Origin of the sequence: Streptomyces xylophagus, from assembly GCF_000716435.1 — a bacterium.
Lineage (GTDB): Bacteria > Actinomycetota > Actinomycetes > Streptomycetales > Streptomycetaceae > Streptomyces > Streptomyces xylophagus.
Window position 1 is genome coordinate 45,731 of record NZ_JNWO01000033.1, and the last position, 17,075, is coordinate 62,805.

Consider the following 17,075-nt stretch of genomic DNA (forward strand, 5'->3'; position numbering starts at 1 on the left):
CGTGCGTTCGGCGGACCCGAACGGGCGGCCGGGACAAGGCACCTGAGGGACGGGGCTGTCAGTGACGGCCCGTATCCTCAGTGACCATGCTCGAAGACCACTCGCCCGCAGTGTCCGCAGCCGCTCCGTGGCCGGCCGCGTATCCCCAGGGATACGCGGTCGTCGACGTGGAGACCACCGGTCTTGCCCGGGACGACCGGATAATCTCCGCGGCCGTCTACCGTCTGGACGCGCTCGGCGAGGTCGAGGACCACTGGTACACGATGGTCAACCCGGAGCGCGATCCCGGCCCTGTGTGGATCCACGGTCTGACGAGCGACGTACTGGAGGGCGCGCCCCTCTTCAAGGACATCGCCGAGGAGTTCGCGACCCGCCTGGAGGGCCGGGTGCTGGTCGCGCACAACGCGGTCTTCGACTGGCAGATGATCGCGCGGGAGTACGCGCGCGTGGAGATCGAGCCGCCGGTCCGTCAGCGGCTGTGCACCATCGCGCTCTCCAAGGAGCTGGCCCTGCCGCTGCCCAACCACAAGCTGGAGTCCCTGGCGGCGCACTTCGGCGTCGTCCAGCAGCGCGCGCACCACGCGCTGGACGACGCGCGCGTGCTCGCGGAGGCGTTCCGGCCGAGCCTGCGCGCGGCGGCCCAGGGAGGCGTACGGCTGCCGCTGCACGAGTGCCGGCCGCTGACCGAGTGGACGGCCGACCGGCCCACGCCCCGGATCGGGCACCAGGGGGGCGGCTACAGCGGCTACGGGGCGGGGAGTTGGCGTCCCGCGCGCAAGCGGCCCGCGTGCCCGTATCCCAACCCGGGGCGGTTCGAGGACGGCAAGCCGCTCAAGCAGGGGATGCGGATCGCGTTCTCCGGGGACACGTCCATCGAGCGCGAGCTGCTGGAGGACCGGGCCGTGGAGGCCGGGCTGCATGTCGCGACGAGCCTGTCCCGGCTGACCAGCCTGCTCGTCACGAACGACCCGGACTCGGGCACCTCGAAGGTGGTCAAGGCGCGGCAGTTCGGCACGCCGGTGGTGGACGAGGCGGCGTTCGGGCAACTGCTCCGGGATGTCGAGCAGGCGGACTGACCGTGCGGACGGGTGATTGGGGCGCGACTCGCCCCGCGCCCGCTCGCCCGTGCCGGGTGGACGGCTCACCCTGTGGCGCATGGCGAGATGTGAAGTGTGCGGCAATGACTACGGCATGAGCTTCGAGGTGCACGCGCAGGGCGCGGTGCACGTCTTCGACTGCTTCTCCTGCGCGATCCACCGGATGGCCCCGATCTGCGAGCACTGCCGGGTGCAGATCATCGGCCAGGGCGTGGAGGTCGAGGGTCGCTGGTTCTGCGGCGGCCACTGCGCGCGGGCGGAGGGGAAGGTGGGGATCATCGACAAGGTGTGAGCCGTCGGCCCGGAGGAACCCCTTCCGGTACCCCCCTCAATGCGCCCCGCGACCGAGTTGTACGGTCGTGGGGTGTACCGCTTCCTGATGTCCCGGCAGTGGGTGATCCTCGCGTTGATCACCCTCCTCCTGATCCCCACGATGATCAGGCTGGGCATCTGGCAGATGCACCGCTACGAGATGCGCAGCGCCCGGAACCAGTTGGTCGCGGACGCGCTGCACGCCAAGCCGGTCCCCGTGGAGACGATCAGCACCCCCGGGCACGCGGTCACCCGTACGGAGAAGTACCGCACCGTCACCGCGACCGGCACCTTCGAGACCTCCAAAGAAGTCGTCGTCCGGCGCCGTACCAATGACGACGACGAGGTCGGCTTCCACGTCCTCACCCCGTTCGTGTTGACGGACGGCAAGGTGGTGTTGATCAACCGTGGATGGATCCCGGCGACCGGCGCGCAGACCGCCTTCCCGAAGATCCCCGCACCGCCGAGCGGCAAGACCACCATCACCGGACGCCTGATGGCCGACGAGACGACCGCGGCGAGCGGCATCAAGGACATCAAGGGCCTGCCCGACCGCCAGATCATGTTGATCAACAGCGACGAACAGGCGAAGCGGCTCAACGCCCAGGTGCTGGGCGGCTATGTCGAACAGACCGCGCCGGAGCCGAAGGGCGACACGCCCGAGCAGATCTCCGACCCGGGCAAGGAAGACGCCCCGCTGAACTACGCGTACATGATCCAGTGGTGGCTGTTCGCCGCGGCCGTCCCGGTCGGCTATGTCGTGCTGGCCCGGCGCGAGGCCCGCGACCGCCGGGAGGCGGCGGCGAAGGAAGAGGAGACGGCGGAGGCCGAGCCCGCGACGGTGTGACCTGCCCCTCGCTTCACCCGCCCGGCCCCGAACCTTGATTGCCCCACCGGTAGTCAGGGAACCCGCACCCCGTGCACCCACGTATCGAGGACTACGCCCTCATCGGCGACGAACAGACCGCTGCCCTGGTCGGCATGGACGGCTCGGTCGACTGGCTGTGTCTGCCCCGCTTCGACTCGGCCGCCTGCTTCGCCAGACTGCTCGGCGACCAGGACAACGGCCACTGGCGTATCGCCCCCAAGGGCGCGGACCGCTGCACCCGCCGCGCCTACCGCCCCGACACGCTGGTCCTGGACACGGAGTGGGAGACCGACGAGGGCACGGTACGCGTCACCGACCTGATGCCCCAGCGCCACCGCGCCCCCGACGTCGTACGCATCGTGGAAGGCCTCAGCGGCAAGGTCACCGTCCACAGCAGGCTCCGTCTCCGCTTCGACTACGGCTCGGTCGTGCCGTGGATGCGCAGGTCCGACGGACACCGGGTGGCCGTGGCCGGACCCGATTCGGTGTGGCTGCGCAGCGAACCCGAGGTGCGCACCTGGGGCGAGGACTTCAGCACCCTCTCGGAGTTCACTGTCGAGGCCGGTGAGAAGGTCGCCTTCGTCCTCACCTGGCACCCCTCGCACGAGGCGCGCCCGCCGCTCGTCGACCCGTACGAGTCGCTGCGCGGCAGTGTCACGGACTGGCAGCGCTGGGCGGCCCGCTGCCGGTACGACGGCCCGTACCGGGACGCGGTCGTACGCTCTCTGATCACCCTCAAGGCGCTCACCTACCGCCCGACCGGCGGCATCGTCGCCGCGGCCACCACCTCGCTGCCCGAGGAGATGGGCGGCGTCCGCAACTGGGACTACCGCTACTGCTGGCTGCGCGACTCCACCCTCACCCTGGGCGCCCTGGTCTCCGCGGGCTACCTCAAGGAGGCCGAGGCCTGGCGCGACTGGCTGCTGCGCGCGGTCGCCGGCGATCCGGCGGACCTGCAGATCATGTACGGCGTGGCGGGCGAGCGACGGCTGCCCGAGTTCGAACTGCCGCACCTGTCCGGCTTCGGCGGTTCGGCCCCCGTACGGATCGGCAACGGCGCCGTCAACCAGCTCCAACTGGACGTCTACGGCGAGGTCATGGACTCCCTGTGGCTGGCCCGGCGCGCGGGCCTGTCACCCAAGCCGCACATGTGGTCCCTCCAGAGCATCCTCCTGGAGTGGCTGCGTTCGCAGTGGCGGCAGCCGGACGAGGGTCTGTGGGAGGTGCGCGGCGGACGCCGGCACTTCGTGCACTCCAAGGTCATGGTGTGGGTGGCCGCCGACCGCGCGGTACGCACTTTGGAGGAGTACGGCGACCTGCCCGGCGACCTGACGGGCTGGCGCGAACTGCGCGACGAGGTGCACCGGGACGTGTGCGAGAACGGCTACGACCCGGTGCGCAACACGTTCACGCAGTACTACGGCTCGCAGGAACTCGACGCCGCCCTGCTGCTCATCCCCCACTTCGGCTTCCTGCCGCCCGACGATCCCCGGGTGATCGGCACGGTAGACGCGGTCCAGGAGGCACTCGGCCACGACGGTTTCGTACGCCGCTACGACACCGCCGCCGACACCGTCGTCGACGGGCTGCCGGGTGACGAGGGAGCCTTCCTGGCGTGCTCGTTCTGGCTCGTGGACGCCCTGCATCTGACGGGCCGCACGAAGGAGGCCAAGGTGCTGTTCGAGCGTCTGGTGGGGCTCGCGAACGACGTGGGGCTGCTCGCGGAGGAGTACGACCCGGTGGCCGGCCGTCAGCTGGGCAACTTCCCGCAGGCGTTCAGCCACATCGGGCTGGTGAACAGCGCCCTCGCCCTGTTCGGGAACGAGGAGGCAGGATAGGGGACATGGATCTTGGACTGAAGGACCGCGTGTACGTCGTCACCGGGGCCACCCGCGGGCTGGGCAACGCCTCCGCGCGCGAGCTGGTGGCCGACGGCGCGAAGGTGGTCGTCACCGGGCGGGACGAGAAGCGGGCCGCCGACGCGGCGGCCGAACTGGGGCCGAACGCGATCGGCGTGGCCGTCGACAACGCCGACGCGGACGCGCCGACCCGGCTGATCGCCGCCGCGCGTGACCACTTCGGGCGCTTCGACGGCATCCTCGTGAGCGTCGGCGGGCCGCCGCCCGGGTTCGTCGCCGACAGCACCGACGAGCAGTGGCAGGCGTCGTTCGAGTCGGTGTTCCTCGGCGCGGTACGGCTCGCCCGTGCGGCGGCCGCGGAATTGGAGGCGGGCGGCGTCATTGGGTTCGTGCTGTCCGGGTCGGTGCACGAGCCGATCCCCGGGCTGACGATCTCGAACGCGCTGCGGCCCGGTCTTGCCGGTTTCGCCAAGTCCCTCGCGGACGAGCTGGGGCCGCGCGGCATCCGTGTCGTGGGGCTGCTGCCGGCCCGCATCGACACGGATCGCGTGCGCGAGCTGGACGGGATGTCCGCGGACCCGGAGGCCACCCGGAGGGCCAACGAGACGCGGATTCCGCTGCGGCGGTACGGAACTTCTGACGAGTTCGGGCGGGTGGCGGCGTTTCTGCTGTCGCCGGCCGCGTCCTATCTGACGGGGATCATGGTGCCTGTTGACGGTGGCATGCGGCATGGGTTCTGAGGTCGTATGGCTGCGGGCCGCCTGTGGCTGGTCGCGCCCACGCGGCGGAGCCGCACATCAGACACAGCCCTGCGCCCCTGGGGAGTTGCGCCTCAGCGTGCTTTAACTCACCCTCTCCGCGCGGTGCTTGACGCCCTTCAGGCGGACCTCTGTCGGCAGTGCGTCCAGGCCCGCCGAATCGCGGGCGTGGCTGAGGGCGTTGGCCGTCAGGTGGTCGAGGGCCGCTCCGGGGTCCACGTGGGGTTCCAGGTGGAGCTCGACGCGGGCCTCGGGTGCCGTGCGGGTGCCGGCGAGCCGCACGTGCGCGTGGGCCACGCCGTCGAGGTCGCCCGCGTCGGTGGCGAGGACGCTCTCCAGGGCGCGGCCCCGCAGCAGCGCGCCCTCGCCGTCGCCGGTGCGGACAGCGACCTCGGTGAGCCGACGGCGTCGTAGAACCGCGACGAGCCACCACAGGGTGAGCAGGACGAGGACGGCGAGCGCGGCGAGGACCGTCGGCCACCACCAGCCGTCGCCCCGCCAGCGAATCCGCCGGGCGTCGCTCAGCAGGACGTCGTGACGGCCGTCGTAGATCCACCAGGAGGGTGGCTTCACGCCGAGTCCGACGGCCAGCACGGAGCCGCCGAGGACGACCAGGACCAGGCCCACGACACCGATCACCACGCGGTTGACGATCCTGAGCACCGACCTCACCCCTTCCGTCCGGAACGGCCGACGTGCACCGTCAGCGCGGGCGGCCGGGCCAGCCCGAGCCCGGTGATCGCGTCGCTGAGCACGGCGTCCAAGTCGGCCCGCACGTCGTCGAGTTCACGGAAATGGGACACCGCGCGGACATCGGCCTTGCTCCGGCTCGTCCGTACCCGTACCGACTGCACGCCCGAGACCTCCATGGCCCGGTCGCGCAGCACCATCGCGGCGGCGGCGCGTTGCAGGCCGGCCCGGATGTCGGCGTGGGTACGGCGCATGGGCAGCACCTGGCGCAGGCCGGGCGTGACCGCGAGCACGATCAGCCAGAGGCCGAGGGCGGCGGCGACACCGGCGCCGACGAGGACCCAGGTGTCGTCCAGGGGCCGCTCGGCGAGCTGCCGGGCCAGTTCCCGGCGCCAGTGCGCGGCGGGCCGTTCGGCGCGCACCGCGGTGACGTCGTAGAGCAGGGCGCCCGCGCCGACGAGCAGCAGGACGGCGACGATGCCCGCGGGGACGCGGCGCGCCGACCAGAAGCGGCCGCCCTTGCCGTCCCCGTCATGGACGACGGGGACGGGATCGTAGTCCGACGCGGCCGGGTATCCGCCGTGTCCTGGATCGGTCTCCTTCTCGATCACCGGTAGTCGTTGGGTCGTGCCATCGGAGCCCTGGGACTCGCTCATCGCGTCCTCCCCTGTGCCGCGCCGTGCGACCGTGCCGGATGCAGCCGTTCCACTTGGACGGCGACCTCGGGCACGTCCATGCCCACCAACGCGCGTACCCGCTGAACCACCTGTCGACGCACCTGAAAACAGCGGGCTCCGATGTCGCAGGGATAGTCGAGTTCGAGGTGCACGCGCACGCGTGCGGTTTCGTGGTGGACGACGACGGTGGCGTGCGGCGGTGCGGCCTCCGGGGGCAGTGGTCCGAGCGCCTCACGCGCGGCCTGCGCGGCGATCTTCGCGACGACCCGGTCGGCGATCCGGGTGGCGCCCCGCTCGCCGGGCGCGACGACCGCCGAGGGTCTGCCGCGCTCGTCGACCGTGCCGCCGCCGCTCATGGACGTCATCGCCGCCGGTCGTCACGCGAACGGAAGAAGTCGCCGAGTTCCAGGTCCCCCTCCAGGAACCGGCCGACGACGAACCCGATGGCGCCCAGGGCCGCCACCAGCAGGAACGCACCGAACCCGCCGAAATACCCGGCGAAGCCCAGCGCCATTCCGGCGATCATGCCGACCACGGCCCTGCTCATCCTGCGCTCCTCAGTTCATTCGTCGGCCCGCTCATTGACTCGTCCATCGGCTCGGTCACTGGAGTCGGGGTTCCGGTTCCTCGTCCTCTTCGTCCGGGAGCTTCACATCGCTCACCGCGATGTTGACCTCGACGACCTCGAGTCCGGTCATCCGCTCCACGGCCGCGATGACGTTCTCCCGTACGGCCCGGGCGACATCCGCGATCGACACCCCGTAGTCCACGACGATCTCCAGGTCGAGCGCGGTCTGCACCTCGCCGACCTCGGCCTTCACACCCCGGGACACCGACTTCGTACCGCCGGGCACCCGGTCGCGCACGGCTCCGAAGGTGCGGGACAGCCCGCTGCCCATGGCGTGCACGCCCAGGACGTCCCGGGCGGCCAGCCCGGCGATCTTCTCCACGACCCCGTCGGCGATGGTGGTGCGCCCGCGGGACGCCGGGTCGCCTCCGCCACGTTTGATGGGGGTCTTGCGGGTCTGTACCGGCTCCCGCTCGCCGTCGGGGTCCTGCGTCCGGTTCCGCTCCGTCATGTCGGTCATCGCCGTACGTCCCTTTCGGTCGTCGTCCTTCGACCACGGTAAGTGCGGTTGCATTCTCTCGCGCCGGGGATGCGGCAGGCTGGAGGAATGACGGCGGACGCATGGACGCGAGCGGTACGGCATCAACTGCGGCTCGGCAGGCTGCTGCCCCTCGGCGACCGGCGCGACGGCGCGTGGATCGCCGAGCGGGCGGCCGAGACCGTACTGCGGGGCGTGGCGCAGCATGTACGGGGCGTGCGGCTGGGCGCGCTGCGCATCGCGCTCGCCGATCCGGAGGACGTGCACGAGCCCGCCGTACCGCCCCCGCCGGGCGCCCTGCCGCCCGGTCCGCTACGGATCACGGCGGACTTCGCGGCGGTGGCGACCGAGCCCCTCCCGGCCACGGCGTCCCGCCTGCGCACGGCTCTGGCGACGGCCGCGGCGGAACGGCTCGGTCTGGAGCTGGCGGAGGTTGATCTACAAGTGACGGCCTTGCTGGACCATATGGACGACATGGATGACATGGATGACATGGATGACATGGACGGTGTCGACCGTGTGGACGGTGCTGATCGCGCCGCCGCTGCCGACATTGACCACGTTGATGGCATTGATGATGTTGATGGCGTTGATCGTGTGGACGATGTTGATGGCAGCGGCGAGGTCCTGGTCGCCGCTGCCGCGCTCGCCGTCCCTGGTGTGACCCGGCTGACCGGCACGCTGGGCGGGCTCGGCCGGGCGGTGCACATGGAGAAGCAACGGGGCGAGGGCGCGCTGTCGGGCCTCCACGCGCGCGTGGAACTCGCGGTGCGCGCGGACCGCCGGGCCCTGGATGTGGCCCGGGAGGTCCGCGCGAGGGTCGGCGAGGTGCTGCCGGGTCACCCGACGGTGGCGGTGCTCATCACCAGGATCGGCTGAACCATGACCGGCTGAACATGATCGGCTGACGCCTATTCGCCGACGCCGGCCAGGTCCCGCAGCCGTCGCGCCTGTGCGGCACGCTCGGCCGCGCGCTGGTCGTCGTACGTACGGCCCTGGACGCCCTGGAGCAGCGCCTTGGTCTCGATGAGAGCGTCGCGCGGTGCCGCCAGCAGCGCGGTCGCCAGGTCGCGTACGGCGTCCTCGACCTGGTCGGCGGGCACGGCGATGTTGGCGAGGCCGGTGCTCACGGCCTCCTCGGCCAGCACGGAGCGCCCGGTCGCGCAGATCTCCAGCGCACGGGCATAGCCGACGAGACCGACCAGCGGATTCGTGCCGGTCAGGTCGGGCACCAGGCCGAGGCTGGTCTCGCGCATGGCGAACTGCACATCGTCGGCGACGACACGCAGGTCACAGGCGAGGGCGAGTTGGAACCCGGCACCGATGGCATGCCCCTGGACAGCGGCGATGGACACGATGTCGCTGCGCCGCCACCAGGTGAAGCCCTCCTGGTACTCGGCGATGGTCCCGTCCAGCACGGCGTCACTGCTGTGCGCGAGGTCGATGAACGACGGTTCGCCGTCGAAGCCCTCGGGCGTGAACGCCTGCCGGTCGAGGCCGGCCGAGAAGGACTTGCCCTCGGCACGCAGCACCACGACACGGACGGAGCCCGGCAGCAACCGCCCGGCCTCCGCCAACGCCCGCCAGAGAGCAGGACTTTGAGCGTTGCGCTTGGCCGGGTTGGTCAGCGTCACCGTGGCGATCGCGTCGTCGACGGTGAGCCGTACGCCGTCCTTGTCGAGTACGGGACCGAGGTCCTTGTCGTCCTGTTCGGGCGAAGCCATGGGGCGCCTCCGATGTGTGCGGTCAACAGAGCAGAGCTAAGTGACTGCACAGTAACCACCCGGTCGGTCAGTTGTCCGACCGGGTGGCCACCATCGAAGCCGATGGGCCGCCCGGGGTCAGGCCGAAGCCTTCTTGCCCCGGGTCGCCCCGCCACGCCCACGGAGCGTGACGCCGGACTCGCTGAGCATCCGGTGTACGAAGCCATACGAGCGGCCGGTTTCCTCGGCCAGCGCTCGGATGCTCGCACCGGAGTCGTACTTCTTCTTCAGGTCTGCCGCGAGCTTGTCGCGCGCGGCGCCGGTTACCCGGCTGCCCTTCTTCAGAGTCTCGGCCACCCGTGCCTCCTCATGGGAAGTGCGCTCTTGGTCTCCTCATGATCACCCCTCCAAGCGTTCATGGCCACCCATTCGGCAAGGTCCGTAAGACAAGGTTTTGACGACAGGAGTGCGTCCCCACAAGTGGAATGTGGAATTCCTGACGGCCATGTCCGTACGGCCGAACGAGTTGTTCCGCGAAGTGCCTGGTCAGAGACGCAGAACGGCCGAGCCCTTGTCGATAAAGGGCTCGGCCGGGAAATCGATGTACGACACACCTCGGTACGAGGAGATCTCACACAGATGGTGGATCACCGGTAGGCCGAATGATCCATACGCCGTTGATCAAGCATTCGATCACGGTCTTTCGATCACGGGCATCCGGTCACGCCAGGGCGACGAGATCCGCGTAGTCCGCGCCCCACAGGTCCTCGACGCCGTCCGGCAGCAGGATGATGCGCTCCGGCTGGAGCGCCTCGACGGCGCCCTCGTCGTGGGTGACGAGGACGACGGCGCCCTTGTAGGTGCGCAGCGCGCCGAGGATCTCCTCGCGGCTGGCGGGGTCCAGGTTGTTCGTCGGCTCATCCAGGAGGAGGACGTTCGCGGACGACACCACGAGGGTGGCGAGCGCGAGGCGGGTCTTCTCGCCGCCGGAGAGGACCCCGGCCGGCTTGTCGACGTCGTCGCCCGAGAACAGGAACGAGCCGAGCGTCTTGCGGACCTCGACCAGGTCCAGGTCGGGGGCGGCGGAGCGCATGTTCTCCAGGACCGTGCGCTCGGGGTCGAGGGTCTCGTGCTCCTGCGCGTAGTAGCCGAGCTTGAGGCCGTGGCCCTCGATGACCTCGCCGGTGTCGGGCTTCTCGGCGCCGCCGAGGAGCTTCAGGAGGGTCGTCTTGCCGGCGCCGTTCAGGCCGAGGATGACGACACGCGAACCCTTGTCGATGGCCAGATCGACGTCGGTGAAGATCTCCAGGGAGCCGTACGACTTCGACAGGCCCTCCGCCATGAGCGGGGTCTTGCCGCAGGGCGAGGGCTCCGGGAAGCGCAGCTTGGCGACCTTGTCGGAGACGCGCACCGCGTCCAGTCCGGCGAGCAGTCGGTCGGCGCGCTTGGCCATGTTCTGCGCGGCGACCGTCTTGGTGGCCTTGGCGCGCATCTTGTCGGCCTGCGAGTGCAGGGCGGCGGCCTTCTTCTCGGCGTTCTGCCGCTCGCGCTTGCGGCGCTTCTCGTCGGCCTCGCGCTGCTGCTGGTAGAGCTTCCAGCCCATGTTGTAGTAGTCGATCTGGGAGCGGTTGGCGTCCAGATAGAACACCTTGTTGACGACGGTCTCTACGAGGTCGGTGTCGTGGGAGATCACGATGAAGCCGCCGCGGTACGTCTTCAGGTAGTCGCGCAGCCAGACGATCGAGTCGGCGTCGAGGTGGTTCGTGGGCTCGTCGAGCAGGAGCGTGTCCGCGTCTGAGAACAGGATGCGGGCCAGCTCGATACGGCGGCGCTGACCGCCGGAGAGCGTATGGAGCGGCTGGCCCAGCACCCGGTCCGGGAGGTTCAGCGCGGCGGCGATGGTGGCGGCCTCGGCCTCGGCGGAGTACCCGCCCTTGGTGAGGAACTCCGTCTCCTGGCGCTCGTACTGCCGCATGGCCTTCTCGCGGGTGGCGCCGCTGCCGTTGGCGATGCGCTGTTCGTTCTCGCGCATCTTGCGGATCAGGGTGTCCAGGCCGCGCGCGGAGAGGATGCGGTCGCTGGCGAGCACGTCCAGGTCGCCGGTGCGGGGGTCCTGCGGGAGGTAGCCGACCTCGCCGGAGCGGGTGACGGTGCCGCCGGCGGGCTGGCCCTCACCGGCCAGGACCTTGGTCAGGGTGGTCTTGCCGGCGCCGTTGCGGCCGACCAGACCGATGCGGTCGCCCTTGGCGACACGGAAGGTGGCGGACTCGATGAGGACGCGGGCGCCGGCGCGCAGCTCGATACCGGAGGCGGAGATCACGGTCAGACTCCAGAGCGGGGTCGTAGGCGGAAGGGGCGGCTGAGGACGTTCCCGCCGTCTAATGCGCGAGGAGAATGGCCATAGGCCAAGTCTAACGGGGCCGTGCAAGCGCTTTTCGTGCCTACGGCAGCTCGTTGCCGCGGAGCGTGCGGCCCGGGGTGATCCGGCTCACGTGGTCCACGGCGGTGAGCTGGGCGGTCCGGGCCGGCACCAGCACACGGCCGGGCGACGAGCGGCGCCGCGCCGTGACGAACGGCACGCGCGCGTAGGGGGCGTCGCCCGTTCGGCCGCCTGTCCGGCGCCCCGGTGGGGGTGGCGGGCGAGGATGACGTCAGGGGGCTACGACTGCGGAGAGCGGGGCCCATGCAGTTCGACGACGATGCCGATCTGGACACCTCCGAGGTGCAGGACGTGCGCGGCAGCCGGATTCCCGGTGGCCGGGCGACCGTGGGCGGCGGTCTCGCGGGGCTGATCGCGCTGCTGCTGGGGCTCTTCTTCGGTGTCGGTCCCGACAACCTGGGGTTGTCGTCGGGCAGCGACTCACCGGCGTCGACCGCGTCCTCACTGGCCCAGGTGCAGTCGTCCTGCCGTACCGGGCAGGACGCGAACACCAAGGAGGACTGCCGCATCGTGGCGGTGGTCAACAGCGTGCAGGACTTCTGGACGCAGGAGTTCCGGCGGCGCAGCGGTACGTACACGCGGTCGCCGACGGTCTTCTTCAGCGGGCAGGTCGCCACGGCGTGCGGGACGGCGACCTCCGCGGTGGGGCCGTTCTACTGTCCCGGCGACCGGAAGGTCTATCTGGACCTGGGGTTCTTCGACGAGCTGCGGACGAAGTTCGGCTCCAGCGGCGGGCCGTTCGCGCAGGCGTACGTCGTGGCCCACGAGTACGGGCACCACGTACAGGATCTGATGGGCACGCTCGGCCGCTCGCAGGACGGGCGGACCGGCGCGAACAGCAACGCGGTGAAGGTGGAACTGCAGGCGGACTGCTACGCGGGGGTGTGGGCGCATCACGCGACCACCACGAAGGACGAGTCGACCGGGCGGCCGTTGATCACCAGCCTCACGGACGCCGACATCCGGGACGGTCTGGACGCGGCGGCAGCCGTGGGGGACGACCGGATCCAGGAACGGTTCCAGGGCCGGGTGACGCCGGAGACCTGGACGCACGGGTCGGCGGCGCAGCGGCAGCAGTGGTTCCACCAGGGCTATCGGACCGGGGACATGGCGCAGTGCAACACGTTCCGCTGACGGGCCGAAGGGCGCTGCCGGGGCCGTTGTCAGTGGCGGGTGCAAGACTCGTCGAAAGCGCTCAAAGCGGCGGAAACACCAAGGACACCCAGGCGCGAGCAGCACCCGAACACAAGGAAGTGATCGGCATGGCAAGCACGGACGGCACGGACAGCGGGCGGCCCAGCATCTACCCGTCACTGCTGTACACGGACGCGAAGGCGGCGATCCGGCAGCTCACGGAGGCCTTCGGCTTCACCGGACTCGCGGTGTACGAGGGCGAGGACGGCTCGGTGATGCACGCCGAGCTGGTGCAGGGCAACGGCGCGGTGATGCTCGGCTCCAAGGGCCGCGGCGGGCGCTTCGACGAGGCGATGAAGAGCGCGGGACCCGCCGGGGTGTACATCGTCGTGGACGACGTCGACGCCCATCACCGGCGGGCCGCGGAGCACGGCGCGGAGATCCTGATGCCCCCGACGGACCAGGACTACGGATCGCGGGACTACATGGCCCGGGACCTCGAGGGCAACATCTGGAGCTTCGGTACGTACGCCCCGGAAATAGGGGCCTGACCCGCCGCCCTAGCTCCCCCCGGTGTGCACCTGGAAGGCCGCCCGGCGTACGGCCTTGGCGAGTGCCGGGTCGGGGTGCGCGGCGGCGAGCGCGACGAGGACCTGCACGGTGCGCGGGTGTCCTACGGAGCGCACCTCGTCGAGGAGCATGGGGACGGTCGGCTGGATGGCGGACTCCAGGTGGCGCACGAGCAGCGGGGCCTCGCCGTGGTCGGCGACGGCGGCGGCGGTGTCGACCCACATCCAGGTGGCCTCTTCGCGGGTGAGGACCTCGTGGGCGTCCTCCGGGTCGATCCCGTCGTGCTCGGCGAGCCAGAGCAGGGCGTACGGCCGTAGCGTCGCCTCGTCGACCGCGGCGCGGACGTCGGGTTCGGCGGGGGCGCCGACGACGCGCAGCGCCTCGAAGGCGAGGCCGCGCAGCAGGGCGTCCTCGCCGCGGGCGGCGTCGATCAGCTCGCCGACCGCGCTGCCCACGGTGCGGGCGGCGAGCCAGGCGCGGTACTCGGCGCGGGCGGCGTTCGGGCGGAGCTGGGAGCAGCCGCGGAGCATGTCCTCGGCGGACTGCTCGATGTTCCCGGCGGGGCTCTGCGCGGCCACGCAGATCTGCTCCAGCTTGACCCAGACCGCCCAGCTGCCGAGCGGGGTGAGGGTGGCCTGGGCGTCGCCGTAGGTGAGGGCGCCGACGGAGGCGAGGGCGTGCAGGGCCCAGTCGAGGAGGGGGTCGAGGGGGGCGTCCGAGGCCTGCGTCTGCTGGACGGGCTCGGGCTGTGGGCCGTAGGGGATCTCGCAGCGCTCGGTGCGCAGTTCGGTGACGCGTTGTTCGAGGAGGTCGAGGAGCTGCTCGACGGGGACGGGGCCGGCGGAGAGCTGGAGGAAGGAGAGCACCTGAGGCATGGCCGAGACGACCTCGGCGACGGCTGAGGGCTCGTGCTCCCGGGGTTCCGGGTGGGCGAGCGACCAGGCGTCGAAGAGGGCGACCCAGCCGCGCAGTACGGCGCTGTCGTCGCGGTCCCAGGCACGCAGCCGCCAGCCGGGGCGGGCCTCGTCGCCGTGCACCTCGACGAGGCCGGCGAGGCGGGCGGTGTCCCAGTCGGCGCGGACCTGAGCCGGGGTCAGGCCCAGATCCTCGGCCGCGAGTTCGGCGGTCGCGTCGGAGAGGGTGCCCTTGCCGTCGGGGCTCGCGCTGTCACGGCCGGGGCGTAGTGCGGCGTCGGCCCAGTGGGCGACGCGGGCCGCGCCGGCCAGGCCGGAGCGAGCCATTCTGGCCAGTTCCGCGGGGGCGGGTGTGCCCTCCGGAGGGCGCGGTGCGGGGCGGCGCGAGCGCCGCTGGTTCATCGCTCGGGGGGCGGCGGCCAGGGGTCGCGGGCGGACGAGTCGAAGCCTGGAGTCGCGCGGGATACGGGACGTCACGGGTGCAGTCTTCCGGTTGACGGTCCGAAAACCCAAACGGAATGTCACGGCGGGCGACAGGGAGGGCCAAGGCACGGGGTCTCGCGGGCTGCTGGGGACCGGGATCAGGCCAGTGGTACAGGGCTAAACGGAAGGTCGGTGAGGGGGAGGACCGATGGGTGGACCGGGGTCACATCAGGGGCGTCAGGAAGCGGCGCAGGATCTCCTCGTAGGCGGCCGGGTCGGCGTTCCACATGGCGCTGTGCGGGGCCCGGGCGACCGGCTGGAGGGTGATCAGGTCGGGGCGGTGGGCGGCGAAGCGCCGGGAGAGGGTCCAGGGGGCGACCGTGTCGTCGGGGCCGTGGAAGATCAGGGTCGGCACCCTGAGCCGGGTGGGGTCGGCGGCCTCGGCGATGCGGTCGCCGTGCAGACTGGTGCGGCCCTGGGCGGCACGGACCGCCAGCGGCAGCAGCGCGCCCGGGGTGTGCCGGGCCGTGGCGAGGGCGCGCAGCGTCGTCTCCCAGTTGAGCACCGGCGAGTCCAGCACCAGACCGGAGACGCGGTCGCGCATCGCGGAGTGCGCGGCGGCGCGCAGCGCCATGGTGGCGCCGGTGGACCAGCCGTACAGGACGACGTGCTCGGCGCCGTACCGGACGGCGTAGCGGATCGCCGCGTCCAGGTCGCGCCACTCGGTCTCGCCGAGGTGGTTGAGACCGTCGGGGTTGCGGGGTGCGCCCAGGTCGCCGCGGTAGGCGAGGGCGAGGACCGGGAAGCGCTGGCGGTGCAGGAACTCCATGACGTTCAGGGAGAGTTCGCGGGTGGCGGCCAGGCCGTGCACCGCGATCACCCAGGTGCTCCGCGCCCCGGGCACGAACCACGCGGGCAGGGAGCCGAGTTCGCCGGGGATGTCGATGTCGGCGTGGTCGAGGCCGAGGGCGGCGCTCGGGTTTCCGATGTGGACGTTCGGGGTGAGCCACACCTTGTCGCCGGGGCGGAGGGTGCCGTGGGTGACGCGTTCGAGGCGGCGTACGACGGCGTCGGCGGAGGGGGACGCCGTGTCGACGACGGGGCCGACGACCGCGTGGGAGCCGTCGCCGGCGAGGCCGTAGGTGCCGGGGCGCAGGGATGCCAGGTCCCGGGTGAGGGTGATCTGGCCGGCGGCGGTGGAGTGCACCGTGAGCCGGGGTTCGGTCGGCAGGGGGCGGCCGGGCGGCGCCTTCAGCGCGGCGTCGCTGGCGTACCGGCCGGCGGCGACGCCTGCCGCGCCGGCCGCGAGGGCCACGGAGACGGCCGCGGCCGTCGCTTTGACTGTGCGCACGGGTCCAGTGTCCCGGCGGACGGGGCGAGCGGCCAGCCGGAGCGGGCCCAGGGTGACGGGCGGGGCGGTTTCAGCGGTGAGGGTCGGGTGATGCGGGACGGCTCGGCAGAGGGGCCGGCGAGAAAGGCGTCGGCACCGGAAAGTAGCCGGCCGCCGACAGCAACCGTCACGCCCGCTGCTCTCACCCGGTCGCCCTCGTCCCCGTGGCTTTCACCCCTGTCGCTCTCAACCCCGCTGCCGCCGCGTAACCCTCACCCCCGGTTGCTCTCACCCCCGCTGCCCATACCCCCGCAACCGCTCCCCCGCCTCAGCCACCTGCTCCTCCGACAACAGCGTCGGCGACAACCCCGGCACCGAGGACGCCGTCAGCCACACGCGGCACATCCACTCCAGCTGGGCCGTACGGTCGTAGGCCTGGTCCAGGGAGTCGCCGTAGGCGATCGTGCCGTGGTTCTGGAGGAGGCAGGCTGAGCGGTCGGTGAGGGCCCGGAGCATGTTCTCGGCCAACTCCTCGGTGCCGTATGTCGCATACGGGGCAACCCGGACCGGGCCGCCGAGGGCGCCGGACATGTAGTGGACGGAGGGGAGTTCGGGGACGAGGGTCGAGACGGCCGTCGCGTGGACGGCGTGGGTGTGGACGACGGCGCGGGCGTCGGTGCTGCGGTGGACGGCGAGATGCATGGGGAGTTCGCTCGTCGGGAGCAGGGTGCCGAGCACCTGTCGGCCGTCGAGGTCGACGCCGACCGTGTCGTCGGGTGTCAGCCGGTCGTAGGGGACGCCCGAGGGTGTGACCAGGACGATGTCGCCGACACGCACCGAGACGTTCCCGGAGGTGCCGACGACCAGTCCGTCGGACACCGTCCGACGAGCCGTCGCGACGAGCGCGTCCCAGGCCTGCGCCTCCTCGGCACGCACACGCCTGCGCCACGGCTCCCCCACAGCCTGTGCGCCCTCCCGGGCATCTCGTCCGTCCCGTTGGTCCCGCCGCTCCTCAGCCATGTCGCGATCCTGCCAGCCGATGCCCCAACAGGCGTTCGGGCGCGGGCACTTTAGGCCGAAGGCCGCGCAACCGAAAGAGCACATATGGGCATGCACCGCCCATCGCAGCCGCTTGGCTGGAGATCGACCGGCATTGACGGATCTTCCAATAATCTCTGGGGGATTTGTCGTGCA

20 protein-coding genes are annotated in these 17,075 nt (G+C 71.3%); 8 read left to right on the top strand and 12 right to left on the bottom strand.

Annotation, left to right across the window (positions count from 1 at the left end; all coding sequences use genetic code 11):
• Positions 1-86 precede the first annotated feature (86 nt).
• From OO70_RS44090 to OO70_RS44110, 5 genes are all read left to right on the top strand, one after another.
• Positions 87-1,076: a DEDDh family exonuclease gene (locus OO70_RS44090; RefSeq protein WP_043685232.1), complete on the top strand. Its 990-nt coding sequence runs from the start codon at positions 87-89 to the stop codon at positions 1,074-1,076.
• 79 nt (positions 1,077-1,155) lie between these two features.
• Positions 1,156-1,389: a hypothetical protein gene (locus OO70_RS44095; protein WP_063749781.1), complete on the top strand. Its 234-nt coding sequence runs from the start codon at positions 1,156-1,158 to the stop codon at positions 1,387-1,389.
• A gap of 72 nt (positions 1,390-1,461) precedes the next feature.
• A complete protein-coding gene (locus tag OO70_RS44100) occupies positions 1,462-2,256 on the top strand; it encodes an SURF1 family cytochrome oxidase biogenesis protein (RefSeq protein ID WP_324604909.1) in 795 nt (264 codons plus the stop codon).
• A 71-nt stretch (positions 2,257-2,327) separates the two neighbouring features.
• Positions 2,328-4,115 carry a glycoside hydrolase family 15 protein gene (locus OO70_RS44105; RefSeq protein WP_043685140.1) on the top strand — a complete coding sequence of 596 codons (1,788 nt, stop codon included), beginning with the start codon at positions 2,328-2,330 and terminating at the stop codon, positions 4,113-4,115.
• Between the two features lie 5 nt (positions 4,116-4,120).
• The gene (locus OO70_RS44110; RefSeq protein ID WP_043685143.1) at positions 4,121-4,876 is read left to right on the top strand and encodes an SDR family oxidoreductase; all 756 of its coding nucleotides are present in this window, start codon (positions 4,121-4,123) and stop codon (positions 4,874-4,876) included.
• A 102-nt stretch (positions 4,877-4,978) separates the two neighbouring features.
• On the opposite strand, the gene amaP is transcribed toward OO70_RS44110, so the two are convergent.
• The 5 genes from amaP to OO70_RS44135 are packed head-to-tail and all read right to left on the bottom strand — an operon-like array spanning position 4,979 to position 7,349.
• Entirely contained in the window at positions 4,979-5,557 is a 579-nt protein-coding gene (gene amaP, locus OO70_RS44115; RefSeq protein ID WP_043685235.1) for an alkaline shock response membrane anchor protein AmaP, read from the bottom strand.
• 5 nt (positions 5,558-5,562) lie between these two features.
• The gene (locus OO70_RS44120) at positions 5,563-6,240 is read right to left on the bottom strand and encodes a DUF6286 domain-containing protein (protein WP_043685145.1); all 678 of its coding nucleotides are present in this window, start codon (positions 6,238-6,240) and stop codon (positions 5,563-5,565) included.
• Positions 6,237-6,626, bottom strand: coding sequence for an Asp23/Gls24 family envelope stress response protein (locus OO70_RS44125; RefSeq protein ID WP_043685148.1), 390 nt, complete (start codon positions 6,624-6,626; stop codon positions 6,237-6,239). Before OO70_RS44125 ends, OO70_RS44120 begins: the two co-directional genes overlap by 4 nt.
• Positions 6,623-6,808, bottom strand: a complete 186-nt coding sequence (locus tag OO70_RS44130; protein ID WP_019060657.1) for a hypothetical protein — start codon at positions 6,806-6,808, stop codon at positions 6,623-6,625. The genes OO70_RS44125 and OO70_RS44130 overlap by 4 nt, the downstream gene beginning before the upstream one ends.
• A 55-nt stretch (positions 6,809-6,863) precedes the next feature.
• Positions 6,864-7,349 (bottom strand): Asp23/Gls24 family envelope stress response protein, encoded by a 486-nt coding sequence (locus tag OO70_RS44135; RefSeq protein WP_043685151.1) that lies wholly within the window; start codon positions 7,347-7,349, stop codon positions 6,864-6,866.
• A gap of 87 nt (positions 7,350-7,436) precedes the next feature.
• Between OO70_RS44135 and OO70_RS44140 the strand changes: the two genes are divergently transcribed.
• Complete coding sequence (locus OO70_RS44140; RefSeq protein ID WP_043685153.1) at positions 7,437-8,246, top strand: hypothetical protein; 810 nt, start codon at positions 7,437-7,439, stop codon at positions 8,244-8,246.
• Positions 8,247-8,278: 32 nt separating this feature from the next.
• Here OO70_RS44140 and OO70_RS44145 read toward each other — a convergent pair whose 3' ends face one another.
• The 4 genes from OO70_RS44145 to OO70_RS54955 all read right to left on the bottom strand — a co-directional run bounded on the left by OO70_RS44145 (position 8,279) and on the right by OO70_RS54955 (position 11,649).
• Positions 8,279-9,091, bottom strand: coding sequence for an enoyl-CoA hydratase/isomerase family protein (locus tag OO70_RS44145; protein ID WP_043685156.1), 813 nt, complete (start codon positions 9,089-9,091; stop codon positions 8,279-8,281).
• Between the two features lie 117 nt (positions 9,092-9,208).
• The gene (locus tag OO70_RS44150; protein WP_019060653.1) at positions 9,209-9,427 is read right to left on the bottom strand and encodes a helix-turn-helix domain-containing protein; all 219 of its coding nucleotides are present in this window, start codon (positions 9,425-9,427) and stop codon (positions 9,209-9,211) included.
• A 364-nt stretch (positions 9,428-9,791) separates the two neighbouring features.
• On the bottom strand, positions 9,792-11,390 hold the full coding sequence (locus OO70_RS44155) for an ABC-F family ATP-binding cassette domain-containing protein (protein ID WP_043685159.1): 1,599 nt from the start codon (positions 11,388-11,390) through the stop codon (positions 9,792-9,794).
• 121 nt (positions 11,391-11,511) lie between these two features.
• Positions 11,512-11,649, bottom strand: coding sequence for a hypothetical protein (locus tag OO70_RS54955; RefSeq protein WP_158711602.1), 138 nt, complete (start codon positions 11,647-11,649; stop codon positions 11,512-11,514).
• Between the two features lie 104 nt (positions 11,650-11,753).
• Between OO70_RS54955 and ypfJ the strand changes: the two genes are divergently transcribed.
• Together ypfJ and OO70_RS44165 are read left to right on the top strand one after the other, a co-directional pair.
• The gene (gene ypfJ, locus OO70_RS44160) at positions 11,754-12,644 is read left to right on the top strand and encodes a KPN_02809 family neutral zinc metallopeptidase (RefSeq protein ID WP_043685162.1); all 891 of its coding nucleotides are present in this window, start codon (positions 11,754-11,756) and stop codon (positions 12,642-12,644) included.
• 128 nt (positions 12,645-12,772) lie between these two features.
• Entirely contained in the window at positions 12,773-13,195 is a 423-nt protein-coding gene (locus tag OO70_RS44165; protein ID WP_043685164.1) for a VOC family protein, read from the top strand.
• A gap of 9 nt (positions 13,196-13,204) precedes the next feature.
• On the opposite strand, the gene OO70_RS44170 is transcribed toward OO70_RS44165, so the two are convergent.
• The 3 genes from OO70_RS44170 to OO70_RS44180 all read right to left on the bottom strand — a co-directional run bounded on the left by OO70_RS44170 (position 13,205) and on the right by OO70_RS44180 (position 16,901).
• Entirely contained in the window at positions 13,205-14,605 is a 1,401-nt protein-coding gene (locus OO70_RS44170; RefSeq protein ID WP_078651803.1) for a hypothetical protein, read from the bottom strand.
• A gap of 169 nt (positions 14,606-14,774) precedes the next feature.
• Complete coding sequence (locus OO70_RS44175) at positions 14,775-15,902, bottom strand: alpha/beta hydrolase family protein (protein ID WP_043685170.1); 1,128 nt, start codon at positions 15,900-15,902, stop codon at positions 14,775-14,777.
• A gap of 267 nt (positions 15,903-16,169) precedes the next feature.
• A complete protein-coding gene (locus tag OO70_RS44180) occupies positions 16,170-16,901 on the bottom strand; it encodes a class II aldolase/adducin family protein (protein ID WP_043685173.1) in 732 nt (243 codons plus the stop codon).
• Between the last annotated feature and the right edge of the window lie 174 nt (positions 16,902-17,075).

Excerpts from the sequence above, each read along its gene's own strand:
- OO70_RS44090 (WP_043685232.1), top strand. The coding sequence starts at position 87 with ATGCTCGAAGACCACTCGCCCGCAGTGTCCGCAGCCGCTCCGTGGCCG.
- OO70_RS44095 (WP_063749781.1), top strand. The coding sequence starts at position 1,156 with ATGGCGAGATGTGAAGTGTGCGGCAATGACTACGGCATGAGCTTCGAG.
- OO70_RS44110 (WP_043685143.1), top strand. The coding sequence starts at position 4,121 with ATGGATCTTGGACTGAAGGACCGCGTGTACGTCGTCACCGGGGCCACC.
- OO70_RS44120 (WP_043685145.1), bottom strand. The coding sequence starts at position 6,240 with ATGAGCGAGTCCCAGGGCTCCGATGGCACGACCCAACGACTACCGGTG.
- OO70_RS44125 (WP_043685148.1), bottom strand. The coding sequence starts at position 6,626 with ATGACGTCCATGAGCGGCGGCGGCACGGTCGACGAGCGCGGCAGACCC.
- OO70_RS44130 (WP_019060657.1), bottom strand. The coding sequence starts at position 6,808 with ATGAGCAGGGCCGTGGTCGGCATGATCGCCGGAATGGCGCTGGGCTTC.
- OO70_RS44135 (WP_043685151.1), bottom strand. The coding sequence starts at position 7,349 with ATGACCGACATGACGGAGCGGAACCGGACGCAGGACCCCGACGGCGAG.
- OO70_RS44140 (WP_043685153.1), top strand. The coding sequence starts at position 7,437 with ATGACGGCGGACGCATGGACGCGAGCGGTACGGCATCAACTGCGGCTC.
- OO70_RS44145 (WP_043685156.1), bottom strand. The coding sequence starts at position 9,091 with ATGGCTTCGCCCGAACAGGACGACAAGGACCTCGGTCCCGTACTCGAC.
- ypfJ (WP_043685162.1), top strand. The coding sequence starts at position 11,754 with ATGCAGTTCGACGACGATGCCGATCTGGACACCTCCGAGGTGCAGGAC.
- OO70_RS44165 (WP_043685164.1), top strand. The coding sequence starts at position 12,773 with ATGGCAAGCACGGACGGCACGGACAGCGGGCGGCCCAGCATCTACCCG.
- OO70_RS44180 (WP_043685173.1), bottom strand. The coding sequence starts at position 16,901 with ATGGCTGAGGAGCGGCGGGACCAACGGGACGGACGAGATGCCCGGGAG.